The organism is Shewanella denitrificans OS217 (assembly GCF_000013765.1).
Classification (GTDB): domain Bacteria; phylum Pseudomonadota; class Gammaproteobacteria; order Enterobacterales; family Shewanellaceae; genus Shewanella; species Shewanella denitrificans.
Genome location: NC_007954.1, coordinates 1,970,482 through 1,996,217, shown reverse-complemented (window position 1 = coordinate 1,996,217; position 25,736 = coordinate 1,970,482). Strand labels below are relative to the sequence as shown.

Annotated in this window: 9 protein-coding genes and 2 pseudogenes; 2 read left to right on the top strand and 9 right to left on the bottom strand. The window is 46.7% G+C overall.

From position 1 onward, the window contains the following. Positions 1–3 precede the first annotated feature (3 nt). The 5 genes from ftsZ to SDEN_RS08835 form a co-directional block, all read right to left on the bottom strand. Complete coding sequence (gene ftsZ / locus SDEN_RS08855; protein WP_041406180.1) at positions 4–1,323, bottom strand: cell division protein FtsZ; 1,320 nt, start codon at positions 1,321–1,323, stop codon at positions 4–6. A 107-nt stretch (positions 1,324–1,430) separates the two neighbouring features. Continuing rightward, positions 1,431–2,249, bottom strand: a complete 819-nt coding sequence (locus tag SDEN_RS08850; RefSeq protein ID WP_011496139.1) for an N-acetylmuramoyl-L-alanine amidase — start codon at positions 2,247–2,249, stop codon at positions 1,431–1,433. Then, positions 2,246–2,728, bottom strand: coding sequence for a 3TM-type holin (locus tag SDEN_RS08845; RefSeq protein WP_011496138.1), 483 nt, complete (start codon positions 2,726–2,728; stop codon positions 2,246–2,248). Before SDEN_RS08845 ends, SDEN_RS08850 begins: the two co-directional genes overlap by 4 nt. 149 nt (positions 2,729–2,877) lie before the next feature. Beyond that, positions 2,878–4,074, bottom strand: coding sequence for a hypothetical protein (locus SDEN_RS08840; protein ID WP_011496137.1), 1,197 nt, complete (start codon positions 4,072–4,074; stop codon positions 2,878–2,880). Positions 4,075–4,234: 160 nt separating this feature from the next. After that, positions 4,235–5,788 carry a hypothetical protein gene (locus SDEN_RS08835; protein WP_011496136.1) on the bottom strand — a complete coding sequence of 518 codons (1,554 nt, stop codon included), beginning with the start codon at positions 5,786–5,788 and terminating at the stop codon, positions 4,235–4,237. A 578-nt stretch (positions 5,789–6,366) separates the two neighbouring features. Here SDEN_RS08835 and SDEN_RS21030 point away from each other — a divergent pair. After that, a pseudogene (locus SDEN_RS21030) lies at positions 6,367–6,450 on the top strand (transposase); the annotation flags it as partial. Next, a pseudogene (locus SDEN_RS20830) lies at positions 6,440–6,619 on the top strand (IS256 family transposase); the annotation flags it as partial. The pseudogenes SDEN_RS21030 and SDEN_RS20830, both read left to right, overlap by 11 nt. 9 nt (positions 6,620–6,628) lie before the next feature. Here SDEN_RS20830 and SDEN_RS08830 read toward each other — a convergent pair. The 4 genes from SDEN_RS08830 to SDEN_RS08815 all read right to left on the bottom strand — a co-directional run bounded on the left by SDEN_RS08830 (position 6,629) and on the right by SDEN_RS08815 (position 25,711). Beyond that, complete coding sequence (locus SDEN_RS08830) at positions 6,629–8,371, bottom strand: hypothetical protein (protein ID WP_011496135.1); 1,743 nt, start codon at positions 8,369–8,371, stop codon at positions 6,629–6,631. Further along, positions 8,371–8,595 carry a hypothetical protein gene (locus SDEN_RS08825; RefSeq protein ID WP_041405738.1) on the bottom strand — a complete coding sequence of 75 codons (225 nt, stop codon included), beginning with the start codon at positions 8,593–8,595 and terminating at the stop codon, positions 8,371–8,373. The genes SDEN_RS08830 and SDEN_RS08825 overlap by 1 nt, the downstream gene beginning before the upstream one ends. A 764-nt stretch (positions 8,596–9,359) precedes the next feature. After that, entirely contained in the window at positions 9,360–11,024 is a 1,665-nt protein-coding gene (locus SDEN_RS08820) for a hypothetical protein (RefSeq protein WP_011496134.1), read from the bottom strand. Positions 11,025–11,125: 101 nt separating this feature from the next. Next, entirely contained in the window at positions 11,126–25,711 is a 14,586-nt protein-coding gene (locus tag SDEN_RS08815; RefSeq protein WP_011496133.1) for a hemopexin repeat-containing protein, read from the bottom strand. Positions 25,712–25,736 lie beyond the last annotated feature (25 nt).

Below are 25,736 nucleotides of genomic sequence, written 5' to 3'. Positions count from 1 at the left end.
CGATTAATCCTCTAAGAGCTCTGTATTGCGGCGCAAGAAAGTCGGTACCTCAAAGTCACAGGGGTCGAGGTAGCTTGGCCCTGAAGGGCGAGTCGTTGCCGCAACGTCGCTCGTTTGATGTGCCAATGCTGCAGGCGCTGGGGCTGCTGACTCTTGCGCTCCTGGTGCTGATACTAACTGCGCGGGATCTGCTGCCTTCTGTGAATACACCGGCTGCTGTGGCACTCGCTCAAACTGCGCTAGCTGTGACTGAAGTGGCTGTGACTGTACAAAATGTGACTGAAGGGGGTGGTTCTGCATCAGGCCCGGCCCCTGTGGGGCGGGACTTGTTGACTGCAGCTTCGAGGCTGGTGCAAAAAAGGGCGGCTGCTGATTAACCCCTGTCGCCACTAATGTGACGCTTATCTCATCGGATAATGCGGGATCTATCACAGTGCCGACCACTATCATGGCGCTGTCGGCGGCAAATTGCTCTACCGCTTCGCCAACGGCAATAAATTCACCTAAGCTGAAATCAAGCCCAGCAGTGATATTAACCAAGATGCTTTTAGCGCCCTGTAAATCACTGTCTTGCATTAAGGGGCTGCGAATGGCGCGCTCGGTCGCCTCATAAGCGCGATTATCGCCCTTAGCACGGGCACTGCCCATGATTGCAGCGCCGCGATTAGCCATGACGGCGCGCACATCGGCAAAGTCGACATTGATGATCCCAGGGCAAGTGATTAAGTCGGCTATGCCTTTCACCGCGCTGAGTAGTACGTCATTGGCAGCATTGAACGCATCCAGCAGGCGGGTGTTTTTCCCCAATACTGCGAGTAACTTATCATTGGGGATGACAATTAATGAGTCCACCTGTTGCCCCAAGGCTTGCACGCCTTTGTCGGCGATGCTTAAGCGCTTTTTGCCCTCAAAGGGAAACGGTTTAGTCACCACAGCAACCGTAAGTATGCCCATTTCCCGCGCTAAGGCGGCAATAATGGGCGAGGCCCCAGTCCCTGTGCCGCCGCCCATGCCTGCCATGATAAACACCAGATCTGTGCCCGTTAATATATCCATAAGGCGCTGCTTATCCTCGAGGGCGGCTTGACGGCCAACATCGGGGTTAGCCCCCGCCCCTAAGCCCCGAGTCAACTGCCCCCCCAATTGCAACCTAGACTCGGTCTTAACATTGGCTAATGCCTGGGCATCGGTATTTATCGCGATAAATTCAATGCCCTCAAGCTGGCTGGTTAGCATGTGATCCACGGCATTGCCGCCACAGCCCCCGACTCCCAACACCTTGATAACCGCTGTGTCTGTAAACCTGTTAGCAAAATCACCCATGTTACTTTTACCTTTTTCATCGACCCTAGGGGATGGCAGCGCCATTCACCCTAGGAGTCAGTGCAACTGAACTTGATGTTGAGACTGCTTCGGGATGACCGCCCAATTTAAGCCTCAAACTCTTTGAGAATAACGAATTCTTTTTTGACCCAACCTATGTCCTGCAACGCCACCTTGTACCAACCGGCGCGCTCTTCGAGCACAGTAAGTCGTTGACCTTGCACTAGGGGTGCACCCTTTAACGCCCCCTCAATACTGGTGCGAAAATTCAATCGTGTAGCGACAACCTCACCAGTCATTTGCGGCATGCTTTGCTGTTCAAGACAGTGGCTGTGCCTGTCGATATCGAGCACAGTACGCCTTAGGGGCGCCATCGGAAATGCAGGCCCAGGATCGCGCTTTCGCCCAGGTGAAATCTCATCATGGCCCACCAATAAATTAATCGGATAATACTCTTTAAGCATCAGTAACAAACGTTTGACCGCAATGATTTGCGCTTGGGTATAAGCACACCACACCGCCTCTTGAATGCTATCTTTTTGGGGGATTTTCACTACCCGCTCTTGGGGATAAGGATCGCCAAACCAGGCGCAGTGCTGCTGACCCACTAAGGTCAATTGCCCAGGATTGACCAGTTCTATGCCGATGGAGAAACGATTAAAATTACTGCGACCTTGATAATGGCTCTTACCCGCATGCCAGGCCACCTGATTAAACGGCACCAACTGCACGATATCACCCGCCTCACCTATCACCACATGGGCCGAAGCCTTGGCTTGGGGATTTATGAGCCACTCCACTGCCCCGGCGAGTGTGCTGCCACCTGTGTAGTGGATAACCACAGCCGATGGCGGGGCGATCATCACCTCACCGACATTGGGTGATGCATAAAAAGGAATATCTTTAAGTTTATGCCCTTCTATCATCCCACCACCTCGGTGGCTTTTTTGCCTGTCACTAAGCGGGTGACCCTATTAGTGCCGACAATCTTCTCGGCGGAGCGACCGATGCACCATGTCGCCACTATGCCAGACCAGCCGGCCCAAAATTCCATGGGCAGATCCGGTAACGGGCTAGTATCCACAGAGAAAAAACGCGATAAAATCGGGAAAAACATATAGTTGGTCGCTATCATCAGTAAACCGAAATACACCAACATAGGCCTTGCCCGCTTGGTAAACTTGTCATCTTGATTTAACTCGGCGCTCAATATCGCCTGTTTGGCTCTCTGCTCGGAGCGAATGGTCAACTCAATTTCTGATTCACGTTGTTGAACCAAACTGGCCATTTGCATTTTGAAGGTATTGCGCTCTTCATCCGTGGTAATAAACTGATCCGCCACTTGGGCTAGACTTGTGATGAGATTGCCTGTGCCGGTCGCGAAGATATCGGTCAATAAGCCCATAATGAGCCTCCTTAATAACAGTGTTTGCAATGAGCTTTGTGAATGGAATTAGCTCTATACTTGGAATTTACCCTGCGCTGGGAATTAGCGTCATGCTTGGACTTAGCCCAGTGAGAGGAATGAGTCTTTGGGGACAATAACGGTGAATTTCACTGGGATAACATGGCGCTCAGCCATTGGCTAACTAGCGCCATTTGGCCCATGATGGCGGCGCCGTTAGCATACAACACAGCCGCTGTCGCTAGGCTTAGCAGTACGGCAGACACTGGCTGACTGAATACCTTTAATTTTGCCCCCCAAGGGAAGCGGCCTTGTTTATTGGCGTAGGCTTCATAGGCCAGATAAAAGTCGGTTTGTTTTTGCTGCTGCGCCTGCGAGCACGTCCCCGATACACTGAACACAGGCACTCTGGCCACCTCTTGGCAGTAACACTGCCACAGGTATGCTTGATCTGTGCGGCTAACATGATGGTGGCCGAGCAAGGCAATTAATTCTCTAAATACTGGTAAATCAATTACTTGCTCTAACTTAAACCACTTTCTCCAGTGGCTTGTCAAAAAACCTACATGCAAGCGGCGACGGTCAAGCTGGGTTTTGTTTGGCTGTTGCCATTGCACTAACAAGGTATCGGCGCCGTCAACGCTGAGACGGTTGCGAATAAGCGCCTGGCCTAGTAATTGCCAATAGGGGGCCACATGGGTGCCGATTTGATACGCCACTTGGCTGGCAATCTTGGCAGGGGACGCCTGCTGGATCATCTCATTGCTGAGTGAAACCCTGATCTTAAGCCGTTTAGGCCAGCCAGAGAGCAGTAAGCTTTGCATCTGCGCACTATCATCGGCCTTACCAAGCGTTAGCCACTGTGGCGTGACATTGCACACATCAGCACTTAGCAGCACTTGCACCTCACTCAAGGTTTGTGACGGCGTGTCAGCAGGCACTGGCGTAAGCTCAATAACTGGATAGGGTAAGTCGCTCATCCAGCCCAAGCGGCGGCTATTACGAAGTGCAGCAGTGAACTTGTGCAACACCCCTTGGATTTTTTCGCCATCGACCTGTTGGTAATAGGCCGCCAACTGCAGCGTTAACTGAGTGTGGGTCTCGGCCTTTGGTTGTGGCTCAGGCGGCTGTTGGCCAGTATCTACGCGCGCCTTGGCATCTTGCTGTTTCCTGCCCTCTTGCACCTGTTCAGCGTTGAGCTTTACTGGGGTTTGCGGCTTTAAAGACGCAGCCACACCGCCAGGCTGCATGACCAGATCCAAGTCGTTAGGGACAGTCCAGTTCCCCAGCGCTGTCATGGACAGCAGATCCGGTGGCGGAGTCGTGGATACATGATTTTTTTTCATAATTTCACCTTGGTTGCCAGCTACATTTCTCCCACGGCAAAGCCTAAGCATATGGTGCTGAGCCTATTTGCCTATGACAGAAACGCTGTTTGTGTGCTGAGTGTGTTGTTAGCGTGAGTTGTGCGGGTTTTCTACATGGATTGTGAATGACGTTAGCATGTCACTGAATACAGCAACGCTTGTGTTTCTTTTTTACCTGACTTTGACGACTATCGCCAAATGCCTGCCTTGGTGCAGGCGGATTTGTTACAGAAGCGCCTTGTTGACTAGCCTGTGTATTGCTCACTGCACTCATATACTGTTGACGTAAAGAGGCTACTTCTGGCGTGTTTCTCTTAGACTCCCATCTGCTCCTATCGTTTCTATACAGTGGCAGATTAAAGCCTTGTAGGAAGTTGTTTTCCATCTTGTCGTTGAGTTGTCGTATCTCAACCAGAAAACCATTGCTTAAAGGTACATGGGTATCGGGCCTTAGCATAAAAGGAGCTTTGGTATAATCCATAAATGAACTTGTCTCAACCATTAAGGCAGGGAATCTTTCTTGTGGGCCGATATTCATTTGAGCAGCTTGAGTAGACGCATCCTTTAGCTTAGCGAGTATTTCAGTTTGCATCTGCCAAAATCTGTCTAGCTGCAAACTAGAGTCCACTGCCGACAGACCTGTGAAGAAGAAATCCCATTGCTGTTTAAGATATTTTCCTAATGCAGTAGTCTGATTGTTCAGAACTAATTGTAAACCTGCGACAATGTTAGCAAGTTCATCATCTTGCTTGATGAAATCATTTAACCCCGCTTTAATCCATACACCTAACGCATCTTTGGTACCGGAAAGCACGGGATCAAGCAAAAAACCATTGGAGCGTAAGCGAAACCCCTGAATACTCCTCACCTCCCCCAGAGTGACAAAATCATCCCGGGTCATAGCTGGGTTACGCTTTCGCACTTCATGCATAATATTTTGCAGTGCCATTAGCGGTATTTGGCTTAAATAGTGGCTTAACAATGGTTTGTATTGTTCAGGAATCTTAGTGTCTTTTTTAAGTACATCCTTCATGTGTTCCCGGACCGTTAAAAAAAGATCATCTTTACTCGATGCCTTCGTGTTGTCTGCCGCCAAAAGCGCATTGACTTGAATAATATCCATGCTCAGGTTGATATCTGCATCTGAACGATTTCGGTCCACGCTGCCATTTCTATAAATTTGAATTGCATCATCGCCTTGCAGTACAGATGAATGCTTTAAAACTAGAGTTAGCCCAAAATCAGATGTAATTTGCGTTAGCACTTCTGATAGCATTTTTACGCCATATGTATTCCCACCAACCCTAGGAAAGATACCTCTGAGCTGCTCCTCCATAGCATGGGTAAGTATCATGACTCTTTTCTGAACGTCCAGGTAATCAGCCTCTTTTAACGCAACCACAAAAGGTGGCAGCGATGCTTCCAACTTGCCCTTATCTGTGACCAATTTAAACGATATACCATTTATTTTATCTTGAGATTCGGCAACGACTAGATGGCTGTCTAGCACATAACCCAAACGCTTAGCATAATCAGCAAATTCAACTTCCAGACCGGCGCTAATATAATGTGGTGAAATATCTCCATTTTTATGCTGTGAAATAGTCTTTTGTAATGTTATAAAGCGGTGTAAATCGAATGGAGCACTTGTAAATAGTGCATCTAATTGCTGCTCAATATCGGCATCTGTCATGATGTTTTCCTTAATAAGCTAAAATGGCAAAGCTTACGCTAGCCTTGGCTAGAACTATGGTTTCATTATTGATTTAGCACAAACAAGACGTTTGGCTATACCAGTAAGGTGAGACTCATAGTGATGCAGTGAATAACGTAAATTAAGCCCTTTAAGGGCTTAGAATAATTAACTCGGACGGTTAATTAAGTGTCAAATCTTAACCAATAGCTGCTTTCGCCTCCTCTCCTCTGGCCTCCTTGCGTTCATTTGGCTGGTTTGGCGAACGAGAAGCTGGTCGTTCTGGCTGTGGTGCAGGTGGCGTTACCGCAGGCACTTCCGGCTTAACATCGTTGCCAGAGTCCGCAGCACTTTCTTCAGGCTGGTCTAAACCCACAAGGGGTCAAGTTCATTGTGACAAGCATGGTCTAGTTCATTGAACAACAATCATTTTCTCGAGCTGATCTAGTCTTTTCGAAAAATTCCAGCAGTTTAATTTTAATACTTCCGTTTCATCTACACCTGGCATGTTTTAAAGAAAGTAGGTTTTGACTATTGATCAAGAAACTTGCCCCCTTTTTTTTTCATGACCCCCTTTTTTTTCAAAAACGCAAATTCAGCTCTGTATCGTGCACATGGTGCGAAACTCGATGAAATTTGTGCCCTACAAGGATTATAAGGAAGGCTATCAAGAACCGTAAGCTGTTTCCCAATGATGACTCAGCGAAAAAAGTGGTCTACTTGGCGATTATGCAAGCTTCAAAGACATGGACAATGCCGATTAGAAACTGGAAACCGGCACTGAACCGCTTTATTATTGAATTTGAAGATCGGATTTCAGATTATCTATAAATTAGGTAGTTACACAGAATCTGATACAGGGTCAGGTGTTCGCCTGCGCCTAACAGACTGGTTTTGTTCTTCACTCAGCTCCTGTCTGCGTACTTGCACCACTACGGTGTCCGGAGCACGTTGTCTGGCCTCTCTTTCACCCACGGTTTCTAAAACAGAGCCTCCCAAATAAGCCATACTGTAATTGTGTAGCAGCCTTAGCCCATAAGTTGTTTTCGCTCGTTCTTCTTCTGGATCCAAGATTACATATTTTTTTCGAACTTGGGCACTAACACCAACATTAGATCTAGGGTCAGAGATTGCTGTAGATATTTTTTCTTGGAATCTAGCTCTTGGATCACTTTCCCCAGCTTGTGCCACCAATTCGGCTTGTTCCAACTCCTCTTGAATGCCTTCATCTGCAAGCACTTTAGAACGAATTTTTAGCTGTTCTCTGCGGCCTTCATCCACATCAAACGTAGGTTTAAACGCAGCAGCCCCAATACCTAATGCTCCTTGCCCAAAGCTTGTAACTAGCCCCAAATCGACAATATATTTATAGATAGCTAAGGGACCTTCAGCCTCCCACAACTTGTCTTCTACAATACCTACTGCAAACATAGCTTTAGCAGCAAAGATTTTATAGATCAAAAGTGCTGAAGCAGCTGTCACTTTTCCTACTGACCACCTAAAGTTAGAGGTCGCATCTGTTTGTCTAGCTTTCAAATCTAAAATAATATCTCTTGTTAATTCATCGATAACATTATTCTTTGCAAGCTCAGTGACAGCCTCCGGGAGTAGATCTCTTAACCTTGGATCGATTAACTCCTCTGCTTTATAATATTCATTCCAACTTTCCCTTATTCCATTAAACTGCTCAGCGATAGTACTAGCTGTCGCCAACACACTAGCAATCCCCGTCACACTCTGAAGCGTTTCATTCACAATAAACTCTTGCAAGACATCTAATGCGCCTGCAGCTAACCTTACAAAGGCGCTTATAGAGCCTAAAACTTTAGAAGCCCCTATAGAGTCACCGCTGCTCACTCGACTATAAAGATCGTACCCCCCAGCAACAGCTTCTATCAAGCCTAGAACCACAAGACCACCTTGCCTAAAGTGTCCATCGGATTGCAACTTTTTAACGACATCTCTAATGGTAGATATCGCTGAAGGGGTCATAGATGCGGAGTTTCCGGCAAATTGCTCTCTTAAAACCGTAAGCCTTTCTTTTGCTTGCCGATCAACTTCAGTAAGGTCCTCTTCAATTTCAGCAACCCTAAGTTGTTCTAACATTTCATTAATGCTCTTAATTACATCAGTAACAAAAGCATTCTTGTTAAGAGCACCGCCAGTTTCATCTACACCTATTGCTCCTGGATAATATTGTTCCAAAAGAGATGCAGCCTCTTGCGCAGCTTTCGTTATTTTGAACTCTAGCTCAGGTTGTCCTACAACATGCGCATCGAGCGTGCCGGCTGGATCTCTTAGTAGCGCCTGAATTTGGTTTATTTTTTCTACTTTACTTTTTACAGGATCAGTTGCATCACGTTCACGATAGTCCGCAGTAAGAACCTCCTCTAGTGAACTTCCTTGCGGAATAGCAAGATCGTTGATAAGACCTACGCGCTCTTCAAGCAGAGTCCTCCTAACCGTTTCGTGACTTGCCTCAACTTTATTTGATTGAAAGGCTAGAGTATTATTACCACTAACACCCACTTCAGAAGCAATTCTTGCCTTGACGGCTCTACGTCTTAACTCACTCAAAGGCATTAACCTTCCTCCTGGTTTAAGGCTTGCAGATTAGACAGTGCAACCACTTTAGCCACTCGATTTAGTATTTTTTCCTCTTTGCTAGTGTCAACCGTGTCTTCAGTTCCTCCTAACTCACTCAAACTTTGGTGAGAATTAGAATTTTTTTGTAGACGCTCATATTCGCCATCAAGCTTAGCAATTTCATTACTGAAATCTGTTTCAAATTTACTCTTTAACTGCATAATGATTTACCTTTTAAAATGTCGATTGTGTGAATAAAAAACCAGATACTTATTTGCTTAATTTGATAAATTAAAACAAAGGTTTCCGGACATAAAAACTGCTGTTAAGCAGTGTTAATTTATAGCTTTAATAAGTACCAGCCCCCAAGCTTGCACTCTGGGTTTTCTGAGAGCGGTTGCTCCGGCTTTTTCTATGGTCCTACGAGTCAGATTGGCATTGCTATCCTCGTCCTCCGTTAGCTCTACTGGCAATGTAAAAGATAAGGGGTCAGGTCAATTGATCAACAAACACATATCACCCACTCACATTTGTTTTTTGAAAACTCATAAACATAAGCTTTCAAATCCCCTTACTCCGTATCAAAAACTTCCCCAAAAAAAATCAAATAAAACGCCTTGTATACAGGCACCTTATCAATCAATTCTTCCAGGGCTTGTTGTACGTCTATTTCCACCCCACTGCGCAGCCATTGCAACCACTGTTGCAACTATTTATCAGTAACGCCAATGCTAATTTTTAGTGCATTTTGCTCATAAAGCTGACGAAGGAGTTTATGTTTTTTACAGTGTTGACCTATTTACAGAAAATGCCTAAGGACTCATCCGACACCTCCAAATACAAAGCGCCCAATAAGGGCGATAGTGGGTTAGTTTTATTTATGCGAACAATGACGGCTTTAAGCTCTGCATTGACATCATCTAAGTTGTTGAGCATGCGGTAGAAGAGCTGCCGTGTGTTTTACATAAAACCTTGTTATTGATATTTAGCCCTCAAGCGAATTAACCCTGGCTTTTCTTTCTGCCCTTCTGGCAGCAGTTTGCCCGTTGTTAACTCTGCCGCTACGCGCTTGATTGCTGTTATCCTCACCTGCCGCTTGTTCCGGGGGATTGCTTTGCTCCGGGTTGTCGGCTGTAGCGGGATCGGCATTTGCTGCTACCGGTTGCTGTTCTTGAGCTTGTGCTTGCTCAGAAGGGGAAGCCGGGGCTTGGTCATTGTTGGTTAACGGCGCCGGATTGCTATTGGCTTCGCTATTGCTACCGCCAATGCCTTGTTCATCACTCGCTTGTTCGTTCGCCGCTTGTGTTTCGGTATTATCTTGTTCATTCGACGCTATAGTGTCGCTGGCTGATGTTGCTATCGGGGTAACAATCACTTCATCATCGCTTTCTTCCTCTTCAACAGGGGTAGTCGCTTCAGTATCGCTATTTTCACCGTCTTGCCCCTGCTGATTGGCTTTATCCAGCGCTGCTTTACCTTCTTTTTCGGCTTTTTCTATGGCTTCCTGGTTTTCTTTATCAACTTTTTCTTTTAACTTTTTAGCTTCTTCATCCAGCCTTTCTTTTTCTTTTGCAACTTCTTCATCCAGCCTCGCCTTTTCTTCGGCAAGGTCCTTATCGATATCTTCTTTTTCTTTTTTAGCTTTTTCATTGGCCTTCTGTTTTTTTATCGCCGTTTCCGCCACCGCCTTGGTTTGGTCATAGCTAAATAAACCTGTAACGGCACCATCGGGGACAAACTTGCCTTGTTTGCGCTCCTCAGGCGTTGCTTTGGAAAATTTAGGCAAGGGGTCTTGCGCTTTGCCGTCAATATCCTCTACTGGATACAGGTAACGTTCGTTTTCAACGTCGTAGGCTATGTCCTTGCGATTATGAGGTTTGTTCGGGCTTTTGCCCGCCTCACTCTGGCGAAAGGCTTTAACTTCATCCAAGTCCATCGGCTTATGGCCTTTGGCGCCGGGATCATTGGGGTCGAACTCCCCTTCGATAAACATGCCCGAGTCCAGTGCTTGTTTGTCTTCCGGATTCGACGGGTCCAGATCGGCTTTGTCGGGCAGGTAGACTAAATGGCCGTTCACCTGGGCCGGGGTCACCACCTTGCTTTTGCCAAACACCTGCAAACGCACCATTTGTCCCGGTTTCAAGCCCTTGACTATATCCGGGGTCATGGCACTTTTGATCTTAGCCAGCAGGCCTTTGTTCTTTTTTTCGGGAGGTTTTACAGATGCCGGTGCACTTGCCGAGGCCGCCCCGCCTAAGGCTGGATCAGCCGCGAGCTCAGCACCATTGTCTGCATCAGCGCCTTCGTTTTCGCCGGCACCCGGTTTTGTTTCCGGCGCCGCCTCTTCAGGCTTACTGCCCGATGCCTCTGCTCCCGCAGGAGCCGCTGGTTTGTTGTCTGTGGCTGTCGGCTGGTTACCTGCTGGTGTTGCGGTTTCCTGGGCTTGGCTGGTACTTGCCTGACCTTGAGACGGTGTAATGCCCTGCGTTTTGTTCGGCTTTGCCGCCTCCGTATTGGCGGTTGTTTTGTTTTGCGAAGACGAAGCGCTATTATCGGTTTTGTTTGTCTGGCTGTTGTGAGTTGTTGATGCTGAGGAGCCACTTGACCCCGATGATCGACTCATTTGACTGTGACTGCGTTTTCGCGTCATATGAATTCCAACCTTGTGTGATTAACATAAAAATGAAGCGGATATAAAAAAGCCCTAAGCATGGCTTAGGGCTTGATTGCCTGAATGCAAAACGTTCTTGCCTACATTTTGGCGGTGTAGAGCAAGATCATTTCCACATTCTTGAGCTGCTTTTTATCGCCTTGTACGGTGAAGGTCCACTGACTGCCGTCCCGGGCTATATTGAGATTGCTTAGATCCATATAGCGATCGTTCGCCAGCTTATGCTCATCGTTTAACATCAGGCTCGCCCCTTGTTGGCCCTCAAATTCATAACGGGTGTAGATACCGTCCAACTGCCCGCCACTGATGTTGGGGAACAAACTGCGCGGCACGGTGACCGTTAGGGATTTTTCATCACCTGCCATAAAGTTCTGCCAAGCTTGCGGGAAGTTATAAGCCAGGTCCAAAAAGGCGGTGGCTTTATAAGGCTTCATCGCGCCGCGCACCGCTGAGGCGAAGGCTTCGCCGCCCTGCTCTGCGGTGTAGCGCAGCTTAATGGTGACATCCAAAAGCTCGTTCGGGTTAAAGCTGCCGGCCTTGCCGTTAATCTGCAAACGCCACAAGGACACGGCACCTGTGCCTTCAAACGGTAGGTAACGCTCATCGTCATACCTAAGTTCAAACAGGCCGTTGTTTTCCGTGTACTGATCAACATGGGACAGTGCCACTTGCTGATTGGCACGCCAGTCAGAGCGAATGCTCATCGGCGGCACACCTTTAGCATCGAGCAAGTGCTTCACCCCCTTAATGTCCGGCGCCATCAGCACCCGGTTATTAAGCTGGGTTAAGGTAGCATTGATAAATTTACCTTCGCCGATATCAAAGGCCAGTGAGATGGTTTTGACTTGACGGTTGAAGTGCCCCGGGAAATCATGGTTAAACATTTCTTCACTCAAACGTAAGGTACATTGGCCTTTGGTTTTAAGCGCCATGTAGGCCAAGGGATCATGCTCAAGCAAGGAGATGTTTTTGGTGATCTCCAGTGCCCGGGTGTCCTGCTCCATATAGGCCTTTTCCATCACTGCTAGATCATGGCCCAACCGCTCGCCCGACATCAGGCCTTTACGGCGGCTATCCCAGTAGCTGCCGCCGACATAATTAACCTCTTTTTCCGACGTTGCGGTTTCAAACTGAAACGCCTTTTGTGCCTGCATGGCAATATCGTGGGCCATTTTATAGCTTTGGTAATACAGCCCGGACAGCTGCCCCGTCATCCATTGATGCAATTTCTCATTGCTGAATTTATTTTTCATAAAGGTGGCAATTGAACGGTTGTTTTTAACCTCCTGATCGTGAATTTGCTGTTCACGTTGGGCAATCGCCCGTTGCAATTTAGCAGAGAGCAGCTGTTGCTCAATTTGCTTAGCCTCAGATTCAGCCATTTCTTTTTGCAACCCCCAATCATCACGACTGCGTTCATGTTGTCCGAAGATAGCCGCTATTTCACCACCGGTACTTAAGGCATCGCCTGTGGTTTCCAGTGCATCTGAGGTTTTTTCCAGGAACTCACCAAAGTTTCTACCGCCTGAGGTAGCACCAACAATAAAGGGACCAATATGACCTTCGGGTAAGGCATAGGCAATGCCTGCGCCTATTTTTAACAGCCCGCCGACCCCCATTAACGCGGTACTGGCAATATTAAGATCAATCTGGGTTTGTTCATGACTGTTAAACCCTTCTTCACGCCATTGTTCGTACTGCTTTGCTTGCGCATTGGCGCTTTTCAGACTTTCTTCAAGGTTGTGGATATTAGCTTCCGCATCCTTGATTTGGTCTTCCTTGATTTGACTGTTGAGGCCAAGAATGGTCGCTTCTTGCTGGTTGTGGAGCATTTCCAGCTCTTCGGCTTCTTTTTTCTCAATCGCCCCTAAAAGATCTGCGCCAAATTGCGAGAGTTTATCGGTATAGGCTTTGGCTTTGTCCAGCATATAGCTGAATCTGTAGTGTGGCACTTGGGTGTAAAGCAAACCTAGGGCTTCGCCTATGCTGCCGCCCGCGGCAACGGCATTGACCAGTGCCATCGGGTCTATCGGCGGCTGGAACAGCGGCAGCGGCTGCTTTTTACCGTCCATGTTCAGGCTGTGGCGTATCTTATGTAACCTGTCTTCCACCCGGGTCCAGTAATCGCTAAACACCCTGTTTTCCGGGATATGGAAATAGGGGTTAGTGATAGAATCATGTACCGTGCCGTCGGCGTCTAAGCTGTCGTAACGCAGGCTGGGCGCTTGCTGGTTTTCCAAGTCAAATAAGAAGTCGTAATCCTGCTCATTGGCATTGGTGTAATGCTTGAGTGAGTCATAACTTTGGTCATCACTGAGCGTTAACTTGCCGAGGTTTTCCGGCTTCTTGCCCAGTAGATCATAGGCTAGCACATAGAGCATACGGGCTTCATTTATGCTCTCGCGGCTATATTGGCGGAACAAGAGATCACCCCAATCCAGCAGGTTGTCAATATACCCCATCACTATGGCTTTTTTGTACGCCAGCGGTCTCAGGCCCGCAATAGCATGTGGGTCAAAGGGATCATGCAGGTATTTATCCAGTTGCTGTTCGCTAGTTTGTTGCAGATCGGCACTGTCCAAGTGACTTTCAAGGGCGGCCAATGAGGTCAGTACCGGCGAGATATCAACAGAAATCTCCTTGCCGCTGGCATAATTGCCTGCGACTAAAGGATTAAGGTGATCCAATATCGTTCTGGCAGCAGTAAAATGCTTATTGATTTCCTCTTGATTATCTTTAAATAAGTTGAAGTTGGTGATCTTATCCGAGTAAATAAGCTTGAACGCCACTTTTTGTGGTTCAGGCAGCAGGTGCTGGAATTTTTCCGCCGATTTCATCAACTGATCTGGCTTGTATATCCATTTAACCAGCTGGAACAAGTTCATAAACTGTTCAGCCTTGTCATGAGTTAACTCGTCAACGGCCAGCTCCAGCTTCACCAAATCATCGCCATTGAGATCCACACTCGGCGACTTGCCTTCATATTTTTCCGTGATATAGGTACAAAGATCCTTAAATGCGGCTTGTTGTGCGCCATTGATAGATGCCTTAAAGCCCTCAAAGCAATCTTTCATGGTTTGCAGCAAGTGAGTGTTAACGTCTTTACCTTGCTGTTTTAACAACAGCTCTAAAAATAACGACCACAGTTCCCAGTGGGGTTTAGGTTCCATCAGCACTTCTGCTTGCTGGGTTTTAACCTGTGCCTTGCTGTTCGCCGCATCCACCAATGCACTGAGCTTTTTATACCTTAAGTGGTTTACCACCACTAAGAAGTCATTACGGCTATTGCTTAAGTTGGCCGCCTGACTTTCAGCGTTTGCAAGCTCGTCAAGGGAGGCGACAATGAAAGGATGATCTTGGTTATCGGTCAGTTTTTGCTTAATAGCCGTAAACAAGGTTTTCAACGTCGAATTTGAGGTCATCTCAATAAGCACACGGTCGATACGCTGCTCGATTTCATCAGCTTTGGCGGTCGCCGACATGTACTCCCGGGACAAGAGTGCAAGCTGGTTTTTAAATGCGCCCATTTGCCCGTCGAATAAGTCGTTCAGTTGACCGGAGCCTGCAATTGCATCTTCCACTGCCTGCGCCAGCGCCTGACTGTCGGCGCCTTTGAATAACAGGAACTTCCAGTATTTATTGCCTAAACTGGGGTCGTAAATGTGCTGGTACCAACTCTTGGCCTGTTCAAACTTTTGCTCGCTGTTTAATCGCTGAGCAATCAGATAGGGCGCATGGAAAAAGATTTCCCAATAATACATGCCGTTGGCACTGCTAAAGTCCAAATGACTGCTTTCCGGCAATACCTTAATGCCCTGGTTCACCTGGATATTAGTGGCTTCTGACGCCCCTCGACTAAAGGTTGGCGTCTCAGCCGTGTTTGCCTGGGTTTTTAGTTGCAACAAGCCCTCAACACCTTCTGAAAACAACTTTTGGTTCAAGGTTTTGGCGGTGGAGCTGGTCAAACGGACGATTTCGTAGTCTGTATCTTGGGTCAGGTAGGGCATCGCCGTATCTGAGCTGTAGCGGATATACTGATCCTCTGCTCGGTTAAGCCCCTGTTTAAACAAATAGAGCACGTCTTTGCCGTTTTCTTCCCTGTTTAGCGCCGCTGTGACTCCGGTTCTGTACGCTTTGGGGATATTACTTACATTCCCCTTAATATCTTTAGCTTGTACGCTCAAGTAGGGCGACTGACCGCTGGCATAGCGGTAGAACAGCCCGCTGTTAAATATATAGGTCGCTTTATTACCTGACGAGCCGGTGAGCTGAAAGGCGGCATCGACCCGATTGTTTTGCAATTCGGGCGCCAACGATCTGGGGTAACCAAGTTCTGGTATATCGGCAATCTCATTACCCGTTATTTTAAAACACTGTACCTGGTTGGCATTGAGCAAATACACAAGACTGCCATCGACATAGGCTGCGTTGATCTTGCTGGTATCAAAGCTGCTTTGTGCTTTTTGCTTGAGCCAAAAGCTCTTAATGGGTTTAGGCTCGCTCCAATTATTGATGGCTGTGACCAAGTAATCTATTGTGATATTAGTTTTAGGCAGCGTGATATATTCATTACCGCTAAAGATGTAGACATTGGTATCTGTCTCTACCCCACTGAAAGCTGCAGTGACAACTCGCCCTAACGATTCTAAATGATTATTGAGCAAGCTATCACGGTGGTATACTAAAGTGTCGTGAAAACCAAATACCAAAGTTTCGCCATTTTTCTTAAGGGTAAGACCTGCTCCCCACTCAGCAGCATCAAAACCATTCGGTCCTAGATTTCTCCATGGCCAATTGAAAAAGCCCTGAGTGATATTTCCTGTTGGGCTGACGATAACGTTAACCTTTTCACTCGTTGATGACAGAGACAAATAAATATCATCGTCCTTGTTATATGCCGCCGCAACAGAATAGTCGGCCGGATTAATGACCTTAGCTGTTGCCGTATCTATCTCAACTGTATTACCGGAAAAGCCCATTGCTTCCAATACTGCTTTAAAATTATTTGCTATCGGAAAGTTGCTACTGACCACAGGAGAAGCAGAAGTATAGTTTTCATAACGCAAACACTCATTATCATCTAACAGATACAGCTTATCCTCGAAAAAGAATGCGGCATCCGCCGATTCAAAATAGGTATCCAGACCCGCTTTGTTCCATTGCGCATTGCTATCCTTCAAATCAGTTAAATCATCACTGGTAATATATTTATTTCCCGAAAAGTAATAACTCTTATCTTCCAGGCTAAACGCCGCATCGATAACCTTATTCGCAGGCAGACTATCGCTGTTGCCAAGTAGCGTTTTAGGCGCGTTGGCATCGGTTAACGCCTGGGAGCGCGGTTTACATAGAAAACCACCGCCTTTATGGTCATAACATAACCAGGGCGCATCGGTGGAGTCGGCACTGGTGTTAAGGGATACCGTGTTTTGCTCTTCAATTGGGCCTTCATCAAATAGATGTAAGAAAGTGCTCTTAGCCGTCTCGCTGGAGATAGGATCAGGGACTATCTTAGTTTCCAGAGCACTATACAGCTCGGGGGTCAGACCAAAAACCTTTCGCACGATCCGCTTATCTTGATTCTCCTCTTGGTACTGGCAGGTCACACGAATGTTTTCATGGGGCAGTCCGTTTAACTCAGACGAAAGCTCAGCCGATAGCCTAGCATTGGAAATGCCGTATTTAGACTGTAACTCATCAACAATGGCACCACCCCACTGATCTTTTTCAAACACCGTTTTTAACTTCTGCGGCTGAATCCACTCTTTATTAAGGTTGTAGTAGGAGAAGTAAATACTGACGTTATAACTGGCGTTATTCCCCTCGTTCTCAAAGGTGGTGGTATCGCCGTCTTTGGTCTCATGAAAAGTCGCCTGATTGCTGTCAGGCGGCACAATATCGACCTTAGCCCAGAACACAAACACCCGGTTAAAGGCAAAGACAGGATAGACCCGCTCGCCCTCAATCGGAATATTAACCGGCAGCCAAGGTTCCCAGCTGTCGTTTTGGGTTTGCCCCCCCAGAAAATTACCAAAACGATAATAGTAACGCAGTGGATCTGACTTAGTACGACCAAACAGCACCAGTTTTTTATTGACCGCTACTGCATCATCTTTGGCATCTTCATCATAGAGATAGCCGCCGGCAATTTTTAAACGCGAGACTTCGGTGTATTCATCCAGGTACTTTTTAAACACCTTTTGCATATTGTCATCATTGATTTCACCCTGGTTCAAATCCTGCTCTAAGGTTTCAAATGGCGGGGTTTTGCTGTCTCTAAGCTCAGGGCGAATGTAGTTTTCCGGGTAAAGGAATACCTTACGGTTGGCTTCCCACACCCGATAGTTTTGCATCCATTGCCATTTGTCTTTTAACGAGGCAATCAAGTCCTCCTCGTTATCGCTGGTTTTACCGTTAAGCTCAGCCTGTTCGAGACTTAAGAAGTAACGATGAAAGAACAGCTGCAAGGCCATAGTCGCCTCTTTTAACGTTGAGGTATTGGCTTCATTCTCCATCTGCACATCAATCAATAGCTCCTCGTAAAGCTCCCTAACATCTCCAATATTGACCATATTGGCGATGGCATAAGGCACCAAGGCGTCACGTTTTAAGGTATTAAGCTCACGCGCTAGCTGATCTTTTAAGGTGACAAAGTTTTGATCGCAGCTTTGACCAAATAAGCGCTTTCCGACTTCATCGGACGCATGATGGCGCGCGTAATACTCGAGGTTACTCGCTGCCAGCTCCTGCAGTGCAAGCTGTTTGCTATGCGTCAGTTTTTCCCGCTCGCTGGCAGTATTTGGCAGCGGCTGCTTCATCTCATCCAAGGTTTTGTCAAATACCGGCGTCCAGCTTGCATCATAAAGCGGACGCCAAACATCTTGATAGAAGTTACTGGCCCTGACATTAATACCTTGCAGTGTCGACAGCACATCATGCAATCGGACGATAAGTTCGATATTAAAACGGCGTTCGACATCATTGGTTGAAGCTGACAAAAAGGCATTTTTTTCCTTGAACCAACGAATGTCTTGCTTTTCAAAACCAAAGATTTCACTTAAGGCCCAATACGGCTCATCACCTTGTACATTGCGCGATAACAACTCGGTTAAGCTGGTATTGGCGCCGCTAAATTGATTATTAAGCTGCTTAAATTGACTCAGCAGGTAAATATCTCTGAGTAGATAATCCGAGGCCTTTGCAAAACGGCTGCTAAACAGCATGGGTTCACGCACAGCCATACAGACATCACTGCCGCTGTGGTAGCTGATATATTTATCCCCTTTGCTAAAGAAAATTCGGTTCTCAAAACGAAATACACCGCTTAATTCGCCTATGGTTTGCGATGAGGCTGGCTGATAGAGCTCATAGGGCACATGTGCTGGGTGCTCAGTTAAGGCCATAGGATATCCGTCATCCATATAGCGCAGGGCGTCTTCATCATCACTGAATAGGGATTGACTATCGCTATAGCGCGTGTACTGATCGTGTTTGAAGACATATAAGTGGCCAAGATCGTCGGTGTAAGCGCCGTCGATACTTTTATCTCCTACAGCAAAAGCCTCTTTTAAGCGGTTCTTTACCTGGCCCCATTGCCTATCTTTTACCCCGGTATTGGCATTCCAGGTGATACCATTTTTGTAAAAGCATATTTGTTTGTTGTGAACAAAAGCGGCATCTATGCCCAAGTGAAAGTCTTGGGGCATATCTTGATTGTTGGCGTTTTCGGCAACAGTAAACTCGCTGATGCCCTTAGGATAACCAGCGTCAATATAATCATAATGTCCCTGACTATAACGCACATATTGATCACCAGAAAACAGCCAGGTTTTCACACTGCTGTTATTCGGATCGTTGAAACACACGGCCGCATCAACCACGCCTTCATAAGTAAAGTTATTGTCGATAAAACCAATTTCCTGGGTCAACAACTCATGGGTAAGGGAGTTTGCCCCGACAAATAACTGATTATCGATAAAGACATAAGTATTACGCGCATTGGTGTGTACCCCGCGAATATGTACCCCTGAGCCCGCTAGTGGCAATTTATCCAAAGCGTATTGGAAATCAGCCCCCATGGCTTTAAACGGCATTTCTTTGACCAAATCGACATGAGTTAATTTGGGATAGCCATCATCCACTCGTCGGTAGTCTGCGCTGGAGTAGCGTACATAATGTTTACCGAAAAATAGGTAAGTGATCCCTTGATGTACTAAAGTGGCATCGACACCATTGGCCAAGGGATTATCGAGTAAGCCCCAGTGTTTATTCACCTGGTAAATGTCCGTTACCCCGGTATCGGTCCATTTCACATAACAGGCATGGGAGTAGAAGTAGACTTCATCATTGGGCCCTTTAAAGGCATTGCTGATCCCTTTAAAAGTGGTTTTGTTAAACGCTAGTCCTGAAAATAACAGGCTAAGATCTTTTGGGTAAGACCAGTTTTCGTCCGGGATATTATAACGGATAAACTGCTGATCTTTGATGAAGATAGCATTATCACCGTGGACAAACATGCAGTCATAATGGTTAAAACCCAACTGATATTGGGCTTGGCCCATTTTCCACAAATTGGGGTACTGACTGTGCTCTAGTTTAGGGGTTTCATGGCGATAATCATCGCTTGAAAATACCAGATAGCGCGCCCGTCCCGATACGTCTGCTTGTTCAAACAGGTAGGTCTTTTCTTTCCAGACGAAAGCGGATACCACGTTACGCAGCGGCCCCCAAAGCTCAGCAATTGATTCTGGCGGCTTGTCCAGTTTTACATTGCCCGAAGTAATATCATTCAAGTTGGTATAGCTGTAGCAGAGATCATCGGCAAACACATAAGTGATGCCATCACGACCGACAAAGCCGGTATTTATGTGGCCTTGCTCCGCGATGGTATTGCGTGAACGGCCCCACTCCTTCTCGATATCATACTTGACCTGCAACTGGTGGTTATAGCATTGATTGCCGGCAAAGAAGTAGCTGTTGCCGTCATTGTCTTGTAGCGTTGCACTGATACTGGCATGTAAGCTATTCGGTACCTGTTCTAGCAACTCAGGCATTGAGGCCTGACTAGCGATAAATTCACCTTCAATGGCACTGAGGCTTTGCCAGTTATTACCACGACGGGTGAAAACACGACCCATTTCCGTCACTGAGGCATCAATGCCTTCAAACTCAGCCTTATTGTAATGCTGGTGTTCTTCTTCAGAGACGATATGGCATTGTTTGCCTTTAAACAAATAAACATTGCGCTCATCTGAGAAAACCGCATCTATGCCCAGCTCCATTCCCGGCTTTAAGTGCTCAAACCGAGGCTCTTGGGAGAGCTTGGACAGAGGTAAAGGATAACCCGCCTCTACCTGGCTATAATTGCTGCCCTGATAACGGTAGAACTGATCGCCGGCAAACAGGTAGGTGTGCCGGGTAGTGACTTTGGGCGCATCAACGGAGGCATCCTCATCCATTTCACGGGAAGTGACCACAAACGCTGCATCAACGGCAGCCCCTGCTGCAATATTGTTCTTAGCATTTTTCCAAAGGTCGGTAACATTACCCGGTACAGTGTCCTGCAGATGGCAAAGCTCAGGATCCCGAAAACACAGGTATTTACCGCCAGAAAATAGATAGGTTTTACCATCCTTACCGGCAAAGGCAGCGTCAATCTTAGTAAATGCCATTTCAGGCCAGGTTTCTAATAATGTTTTTGGCTCTGACCACCAACGGGACATCTGGTGTTGGTCAAATTCAACATACCTGTCGCCACTAAAGAGCAATGTTTTACCCGCGAGGGTATTTAGGACGGCGTCAACTTGACTGAAACCTTGCTCAATTAAGCTGTCCGGTAGACTCCAGAAAAGATCATCTTGTTGGCGCGGAAATTCATCTACCTCAACCACATCATAGATGTTGCCTAGTGGTTTGATATAGCTTTCATCGTCCTCATCTACTTGGTCTATCTTGGTATAATCTGAGGTGGAATAACGCAGGTAAACCGCTTCATTACTGCCTTCTTTCTTGCCAAAAAGATAGGTTTTACCGTCAAGCACAAATGCCGCATCTATGCTTTTCAAGCCCTGCCAGTCTTCGCGGATCAGACGGGGGTAGCTGTCATCTGGCTTGGTATAATCACCTTTTGAGTAGCGATAGTAGTGATCACCTGAGAAGACATAAGTGGCCCCGTCGAGCGCGGTTAACGCGGCGCTAATGCCGTCAGCGCCCTGAACACCTTGAACTTGCTTACCCCAGGACTGGGTCACTCTGTTTAGTGCAATACTGGTGTCTGTGGCGGTAAAAGCCACCGAATACTCACCCTTGAACAGGTGATACTTGCCATCCTCTCCTTTGAAGGCGGCATCGACCCCTTGGCTAAATTCCGCCGGCAGGTGCGGGAAATGCTCGTTAATCGTTTTGGGGTAACCCTCTGCCATGCGAATACCTTGATGTTCGATACCATCAAGATATTTGTGCACCAAGTCATTGACAAATAAATACAGGGCCCCTTGTTCTGTATAGGCTGCATCTATGTTGTCGCTGCGGCCTAAATCATGTTTTACCCGCCCCCAATGACGCGCGATATCTTTAACAACCTTGTCCTTACTGCTAATAAAGGTGTTATCTTTGAAGAAATAAGCATGGTGATCCTGACCATGAAAAGCAGCATCCAGACGATCGCCAAAGCGTTGCGGCCAGTTTATCTCAACCTCTTCATCTGCCCAGTGCTCTAGGATAGATTTCGGGTATTGCTTGTCGACATATAGCTCATCATTGCTATTAAGATCTGTTGAGGAGTAGCGTACATATCGCCCCTGAGAGAACAGGAACAAACGGCCTTTTTCATCGGTATAAGCGGCATCAATCGCTGGCAAATCGTCAAATTCATGCCCTGTATGCCCAAAGGCGTTTTCACGCTTAAGCCAATTATCCGCATCCGGCTTCAAGAGATAATAATAGTCGCCACTGACAATGTAATAATTGCCGATATTATCGCTAAAGGCGGCATCAACAAGCAGGTTATCATGGGCTTTGAACAGTTCACGCACCGGGTCTAACCTTAGTTGTTCACGCAGGTCATCATCATTCTCTTGATGTTTTAGTACATCTTGCTGCTCACTGGCATCCGCAAAAGCACTGCCATCAACCATGACATAATCAGGATACCGATAAATCCAATACTCTCCTCCCTGGAACAGGTACAAAAAATCAGGGGTTTCCAGTACAGCATCAATGCGCGTGACGCTTGTTGGCAGTACTAGGTTTTCTGGAAATTTAGCCACCAGATCTTGATCGTAAAACGCAATGTCTACCTCCTCGCCGGTCAATTGTAGCTTGTCCGCCAACAGGGCAAACTGACGAATACGCCTAAGGGCAGTGACAAAGGCTGGGTCACTTGGGATCTTGTCTATTTTATCCAGGGCATTAGCGGCCTTAAACAACGGCAGCATCCAGGCCTGCATGACCGCTTGCTGGTCACTAAACATCGCCCGAGTGATGGCGGTCATGCTCGCTTGTTCCAAGCCAAACATGCCACGTAAATGATTAAACAATAGCTGTTGCTGCTGTTCCGCCACGGCGGTTTCTGTGGAAACAATTTGCGATATTGCTGTTTTAGTGCGTTTTGCGATCCCTTGAAGCAGGAAGAAGATTTCTTTGTTGAAGTCTTCAAAGCCGTCAAGGCTAAAGCTAAGGACATTGTTAGCATCGAGCAGGTAATCCAAGCGCTCTGTCTGAATATGACGACTGCGGGTCAAGACCCCCATATCAATCAGACGCGCAACCAATTGCTCGATTTCTTCAGGATAGAACTTCATTTCTGCCAGTGGAATATCCGTTAATTGATACGCCTGTGCCTGCTTGATAATTTGTTGCATGCGCTTAAACACCGCACGACTGGTCTGTTGCTCAAAATAATAACCCAATACCAGCTTGTCTTGGTTTGATACTTCACCAAAGAAGTCCACGGCTCGGGTGGTCAGATACTGGCCGTCCAAATATTGATGTTGCAGATCTTCGTATGCCCAAAAAGAGATAGCTTTGTCCGCCAACTTGGCCAGCTCGGCACTGTTTATCGCCAGGTACTGATCTTGATGGCTCAGCGCTTTATCGGTAAGGATAGCGTGGATTGTTTGCTGATACGGGAAAAAGGGTAACGCCAATTTAAAGTCTTCGGCCGTTTGTTCAAGCAGTAGCGTTTTGCCCACCAGGCGATTATGTTCATCCAGGTAGCCGTTAAAATGCAGGTTCTGCATCAATTCCGCTAAATCTTCTTCTGTAAATGTTAATGCGGTAAAGGCACTTGGCGTTAGATACAAGTCAGCTTGCTCAAATTCCATCAGCTGATGTTGCAATAATTGGTAGACGTCTTGGCTTAGCGTGTTGATATGGGTATAGGTATCAAAGTCCTGATGATTACCAGCTTGGCTGAAGAAAGCATTGTACTTCACCGCCCCCTCTTCATCTATGTAGTGGTTGAAGACAAGGTTGTCATAAAGCTCTTGTGACTCATTGTGTGGCAATTGACGACCTAGCACTTCCAGTCTGCTTAAATCTGACGGATAAAGGTGAAATTGCACCTCTTCACCGGCTGGGGTTTTCGCCGCCGCCTTTTGATAAAGGTCATGCATCAGTTGAAACAAAGCAGTACGGTAACCGCTAAAGTCAGTTTCAAGCATAAAGTCTTGCTCATCATCAGGTAGGTGCTTACCCTTGATAACACCGACTTTATCAACGTAGCCACGGTAAAACAGGTTACGGCGAATTTTATCCACCAGACTTTGTTCTATGCCTAAGCCAGTGAAGTCCAGTTTATCCACCCGGCTCATACTCTGGATGGCCAGCTCGGCTAGAGTAATGGTTTGATTGGGCTCAATAGCGGCTTGTTCAGAACCCGCATCTGCTAGGTATAACTGGTGCTCACCCTCGACATTGCGTACCTGAGTCAGGCTGCGATAGATAACACCTGCTGCGCGTGCATCAAACTCGCCTTTTTGAAAGCTTTTCTGACTTAATCGCAATGGTTTAAAAGCTTGATGTAAGCTGTCAAGTTGACTCATCAACTGCTTGTTTTGTTGCTGCTGCGCCTGCTTATCCGGCAACTGACCGGTAGCAATTTGCCAAAGCTGCTCGGCGTTAAAGTCATGGGCCTGCATCCAAGTATTGAGCGCGGTTAAACTTTGCAGCAACCAAAGCCGGTCTTCGAGTGTGCCCTTTAAGAAAATATCATAGCTGTCCTGGGTCGATGGCGTGATCTCAATAAAACTATTGTGCTGGTTAAACGCTTTTAAGCTGTAGTCTTGTTTAAGCAAATCAAACAGAGTGAACAACGCATTATGGCTAACATCCAATGCACTGGCCAATCGGGTAAAACGATACAGGAAGTTAAGCAAGTCGATTTTTTGCGCTTTGCTTTTCCACAGGCTCTCGTGCTGATCTTTTTCTTTTAATTTTTGGATAATGGCTTCAAGGCCATTTTTCGGTAATTTAAGCGAATGGATAACTCGCTTGCGAAAATCCTCATTTTCATCGGCGAAGATATCATCTGAATAGCTCAACTCTTGGTATTGGGCATTGGTAAATTGATGTGCTGGCCCGCCACTGCCTTTGATATAACGGCTTTCCTGCTTAACGCAGTGGTTGTTATAGACCCGATTGAACAGATCTTGCGGCAGATCTTCGTTGCCGTGGCCAATTTGATTGATACTCGTCATCAACGCCATCAGCTCTTGCATTGTGATATCAAGCTTTTGCTTTAGATCTTTGGCAATAGCAAGTAACCGAAGTGAAGCTTTTGCCGTTTGTTGCTGGGTGGATGAATTTAGCGCTTGCTCATGCCGCAACACGGTATCTAGCTCGGTAAAGCCGAAATGAGTTTTTTCGGCAAGGCGAATAAAACGATTCACCCGTCCAAACCAGGTACCAGAAGGAGTGGCGGAGCTAGGGTTACTATTTTTTAACCACTCTTCATTCTCATCGAGCAAGACATATTCCCCGGGACTGACCGAGTTTATATTAATATGCGCATGTTTTTGTTTGCCGTCACTAATTTCAGCGTCACTCAGGTTCTGAAACAGTAGATCCTTGAATTGTTTGGCCTTAAGCCCCGTCTTCTTAAGGAAGTGTGATACCTGACTAAGGGCGCTTTTCGCTGGAGCAATATTAGAGGCGTCCTCGTCGTAATAGGCTAAGACGACATCATCTGAATTATCTGACAATTGCACGGCCCAGTCCTGCGCCGACAGCCCAAGCGACTCTCGCACTAAGGTATCTTCATCAAGCTCCCTGGCAAACAACTTATATAAGGTCTCGGATGAAATGCCCAAATACGTTAAGTGCAACTTCAACTCTTCCTCAGACAAACTAAAAGGCGCATTAAACGGATACTTGGCATTAAGCAGCTTATCAGTATAGACATCTGAACCTAACTTCCCTTCCAGTACCTCATTAACAATTGAAAGGTAAGGTACTAAAGTATAAGTATTTTCTTCGTCTAGAAGCCGATTTCTGATATCGTCGCGTCGGCTATTCAGATCGGCGCCGTCTTTAAACTCATCTTCCATTAACTGCAACAGGTCCGCCAAGTAAGCAGCAGGTGAATAAACAGTTCGGGATTCATCTCCCTGTTTAAAATCCAGATCACCAAAAATATCTTGGTAATCAGATAAATTATCATTACGCATAAAATTATTCTCTATAGATTGTTTT

What these genes read in the sequence shown, in the direction of transcription:
- SDEN_RS08835 (WP_011496136.1), bottom strand. Translation starts at nt 5,788, where the DNA reads ATGACAGATGCCGATATTGAGCAGCAATTAGATGCACTATTTACAAGT.
- SDEN_RS08850 (WP_011496139.1), bottom strand. Translation starts at nt 2,249, where the DNA reads ATGATAGAAGGGCATAAACTTAAAGATATTCCTTTTTATGCATCACCC.
- ftsZ (WP_041406180.1), bottom strand. Translation starts at nt 1,323, where the DNA reads ATGGGTGATTTTGCTAACAGGTTTACAGACACAGCGGTTATCAAGGTG.
- SDEN_RS08830 (WP_011496135.1), bottom strand. Translation starts at nt 8,371, where the DNA reads ATGCCTTTGAGTGAGTTAAGACGTAGAGCCGTCAAGGCAAGAATTGCT.
- SDEN_RS08820 (WP_011496134.1), bottom strand. Translation starts at nt 11,024, where the DNA reads ATGACGCGAAAACGCAGTCACAGTCAAATGAGTCGATCATCGGGGTCA.
- SDEN_RS08845 (WP_011496138.1), bottom strand. Translation starts at nt 2,728, where the DNA reads ATGGGCTTATTGACCGATATCTTCGCGACCGGCACAGGCAATCTCATC.
- SDEN_RS08815 (WP_011496133.1), bottom strand. Translation starts at nt 25,711, where the DNA reads ATGCGTAATGATAATTTATCTGATTACCAAGATATTTTTGGTGATCTG.
- SDEN_RS08840 (WP_011496137.1), bottom strand. Translation starts at nt 4,074, where the DNA reads ATGAAAAAAAATCATGTATCCACGACTCCGCCACCGGATCTGCTGTCC.
- SDEN_RS08825 (WP_041405738.1), bottom strand. Translation starts at nt 8,595, where the DNA reads ATGCAGTTAAAGAGTAAATTTGAAACAGATTTCAGTAATGAAATTGCT.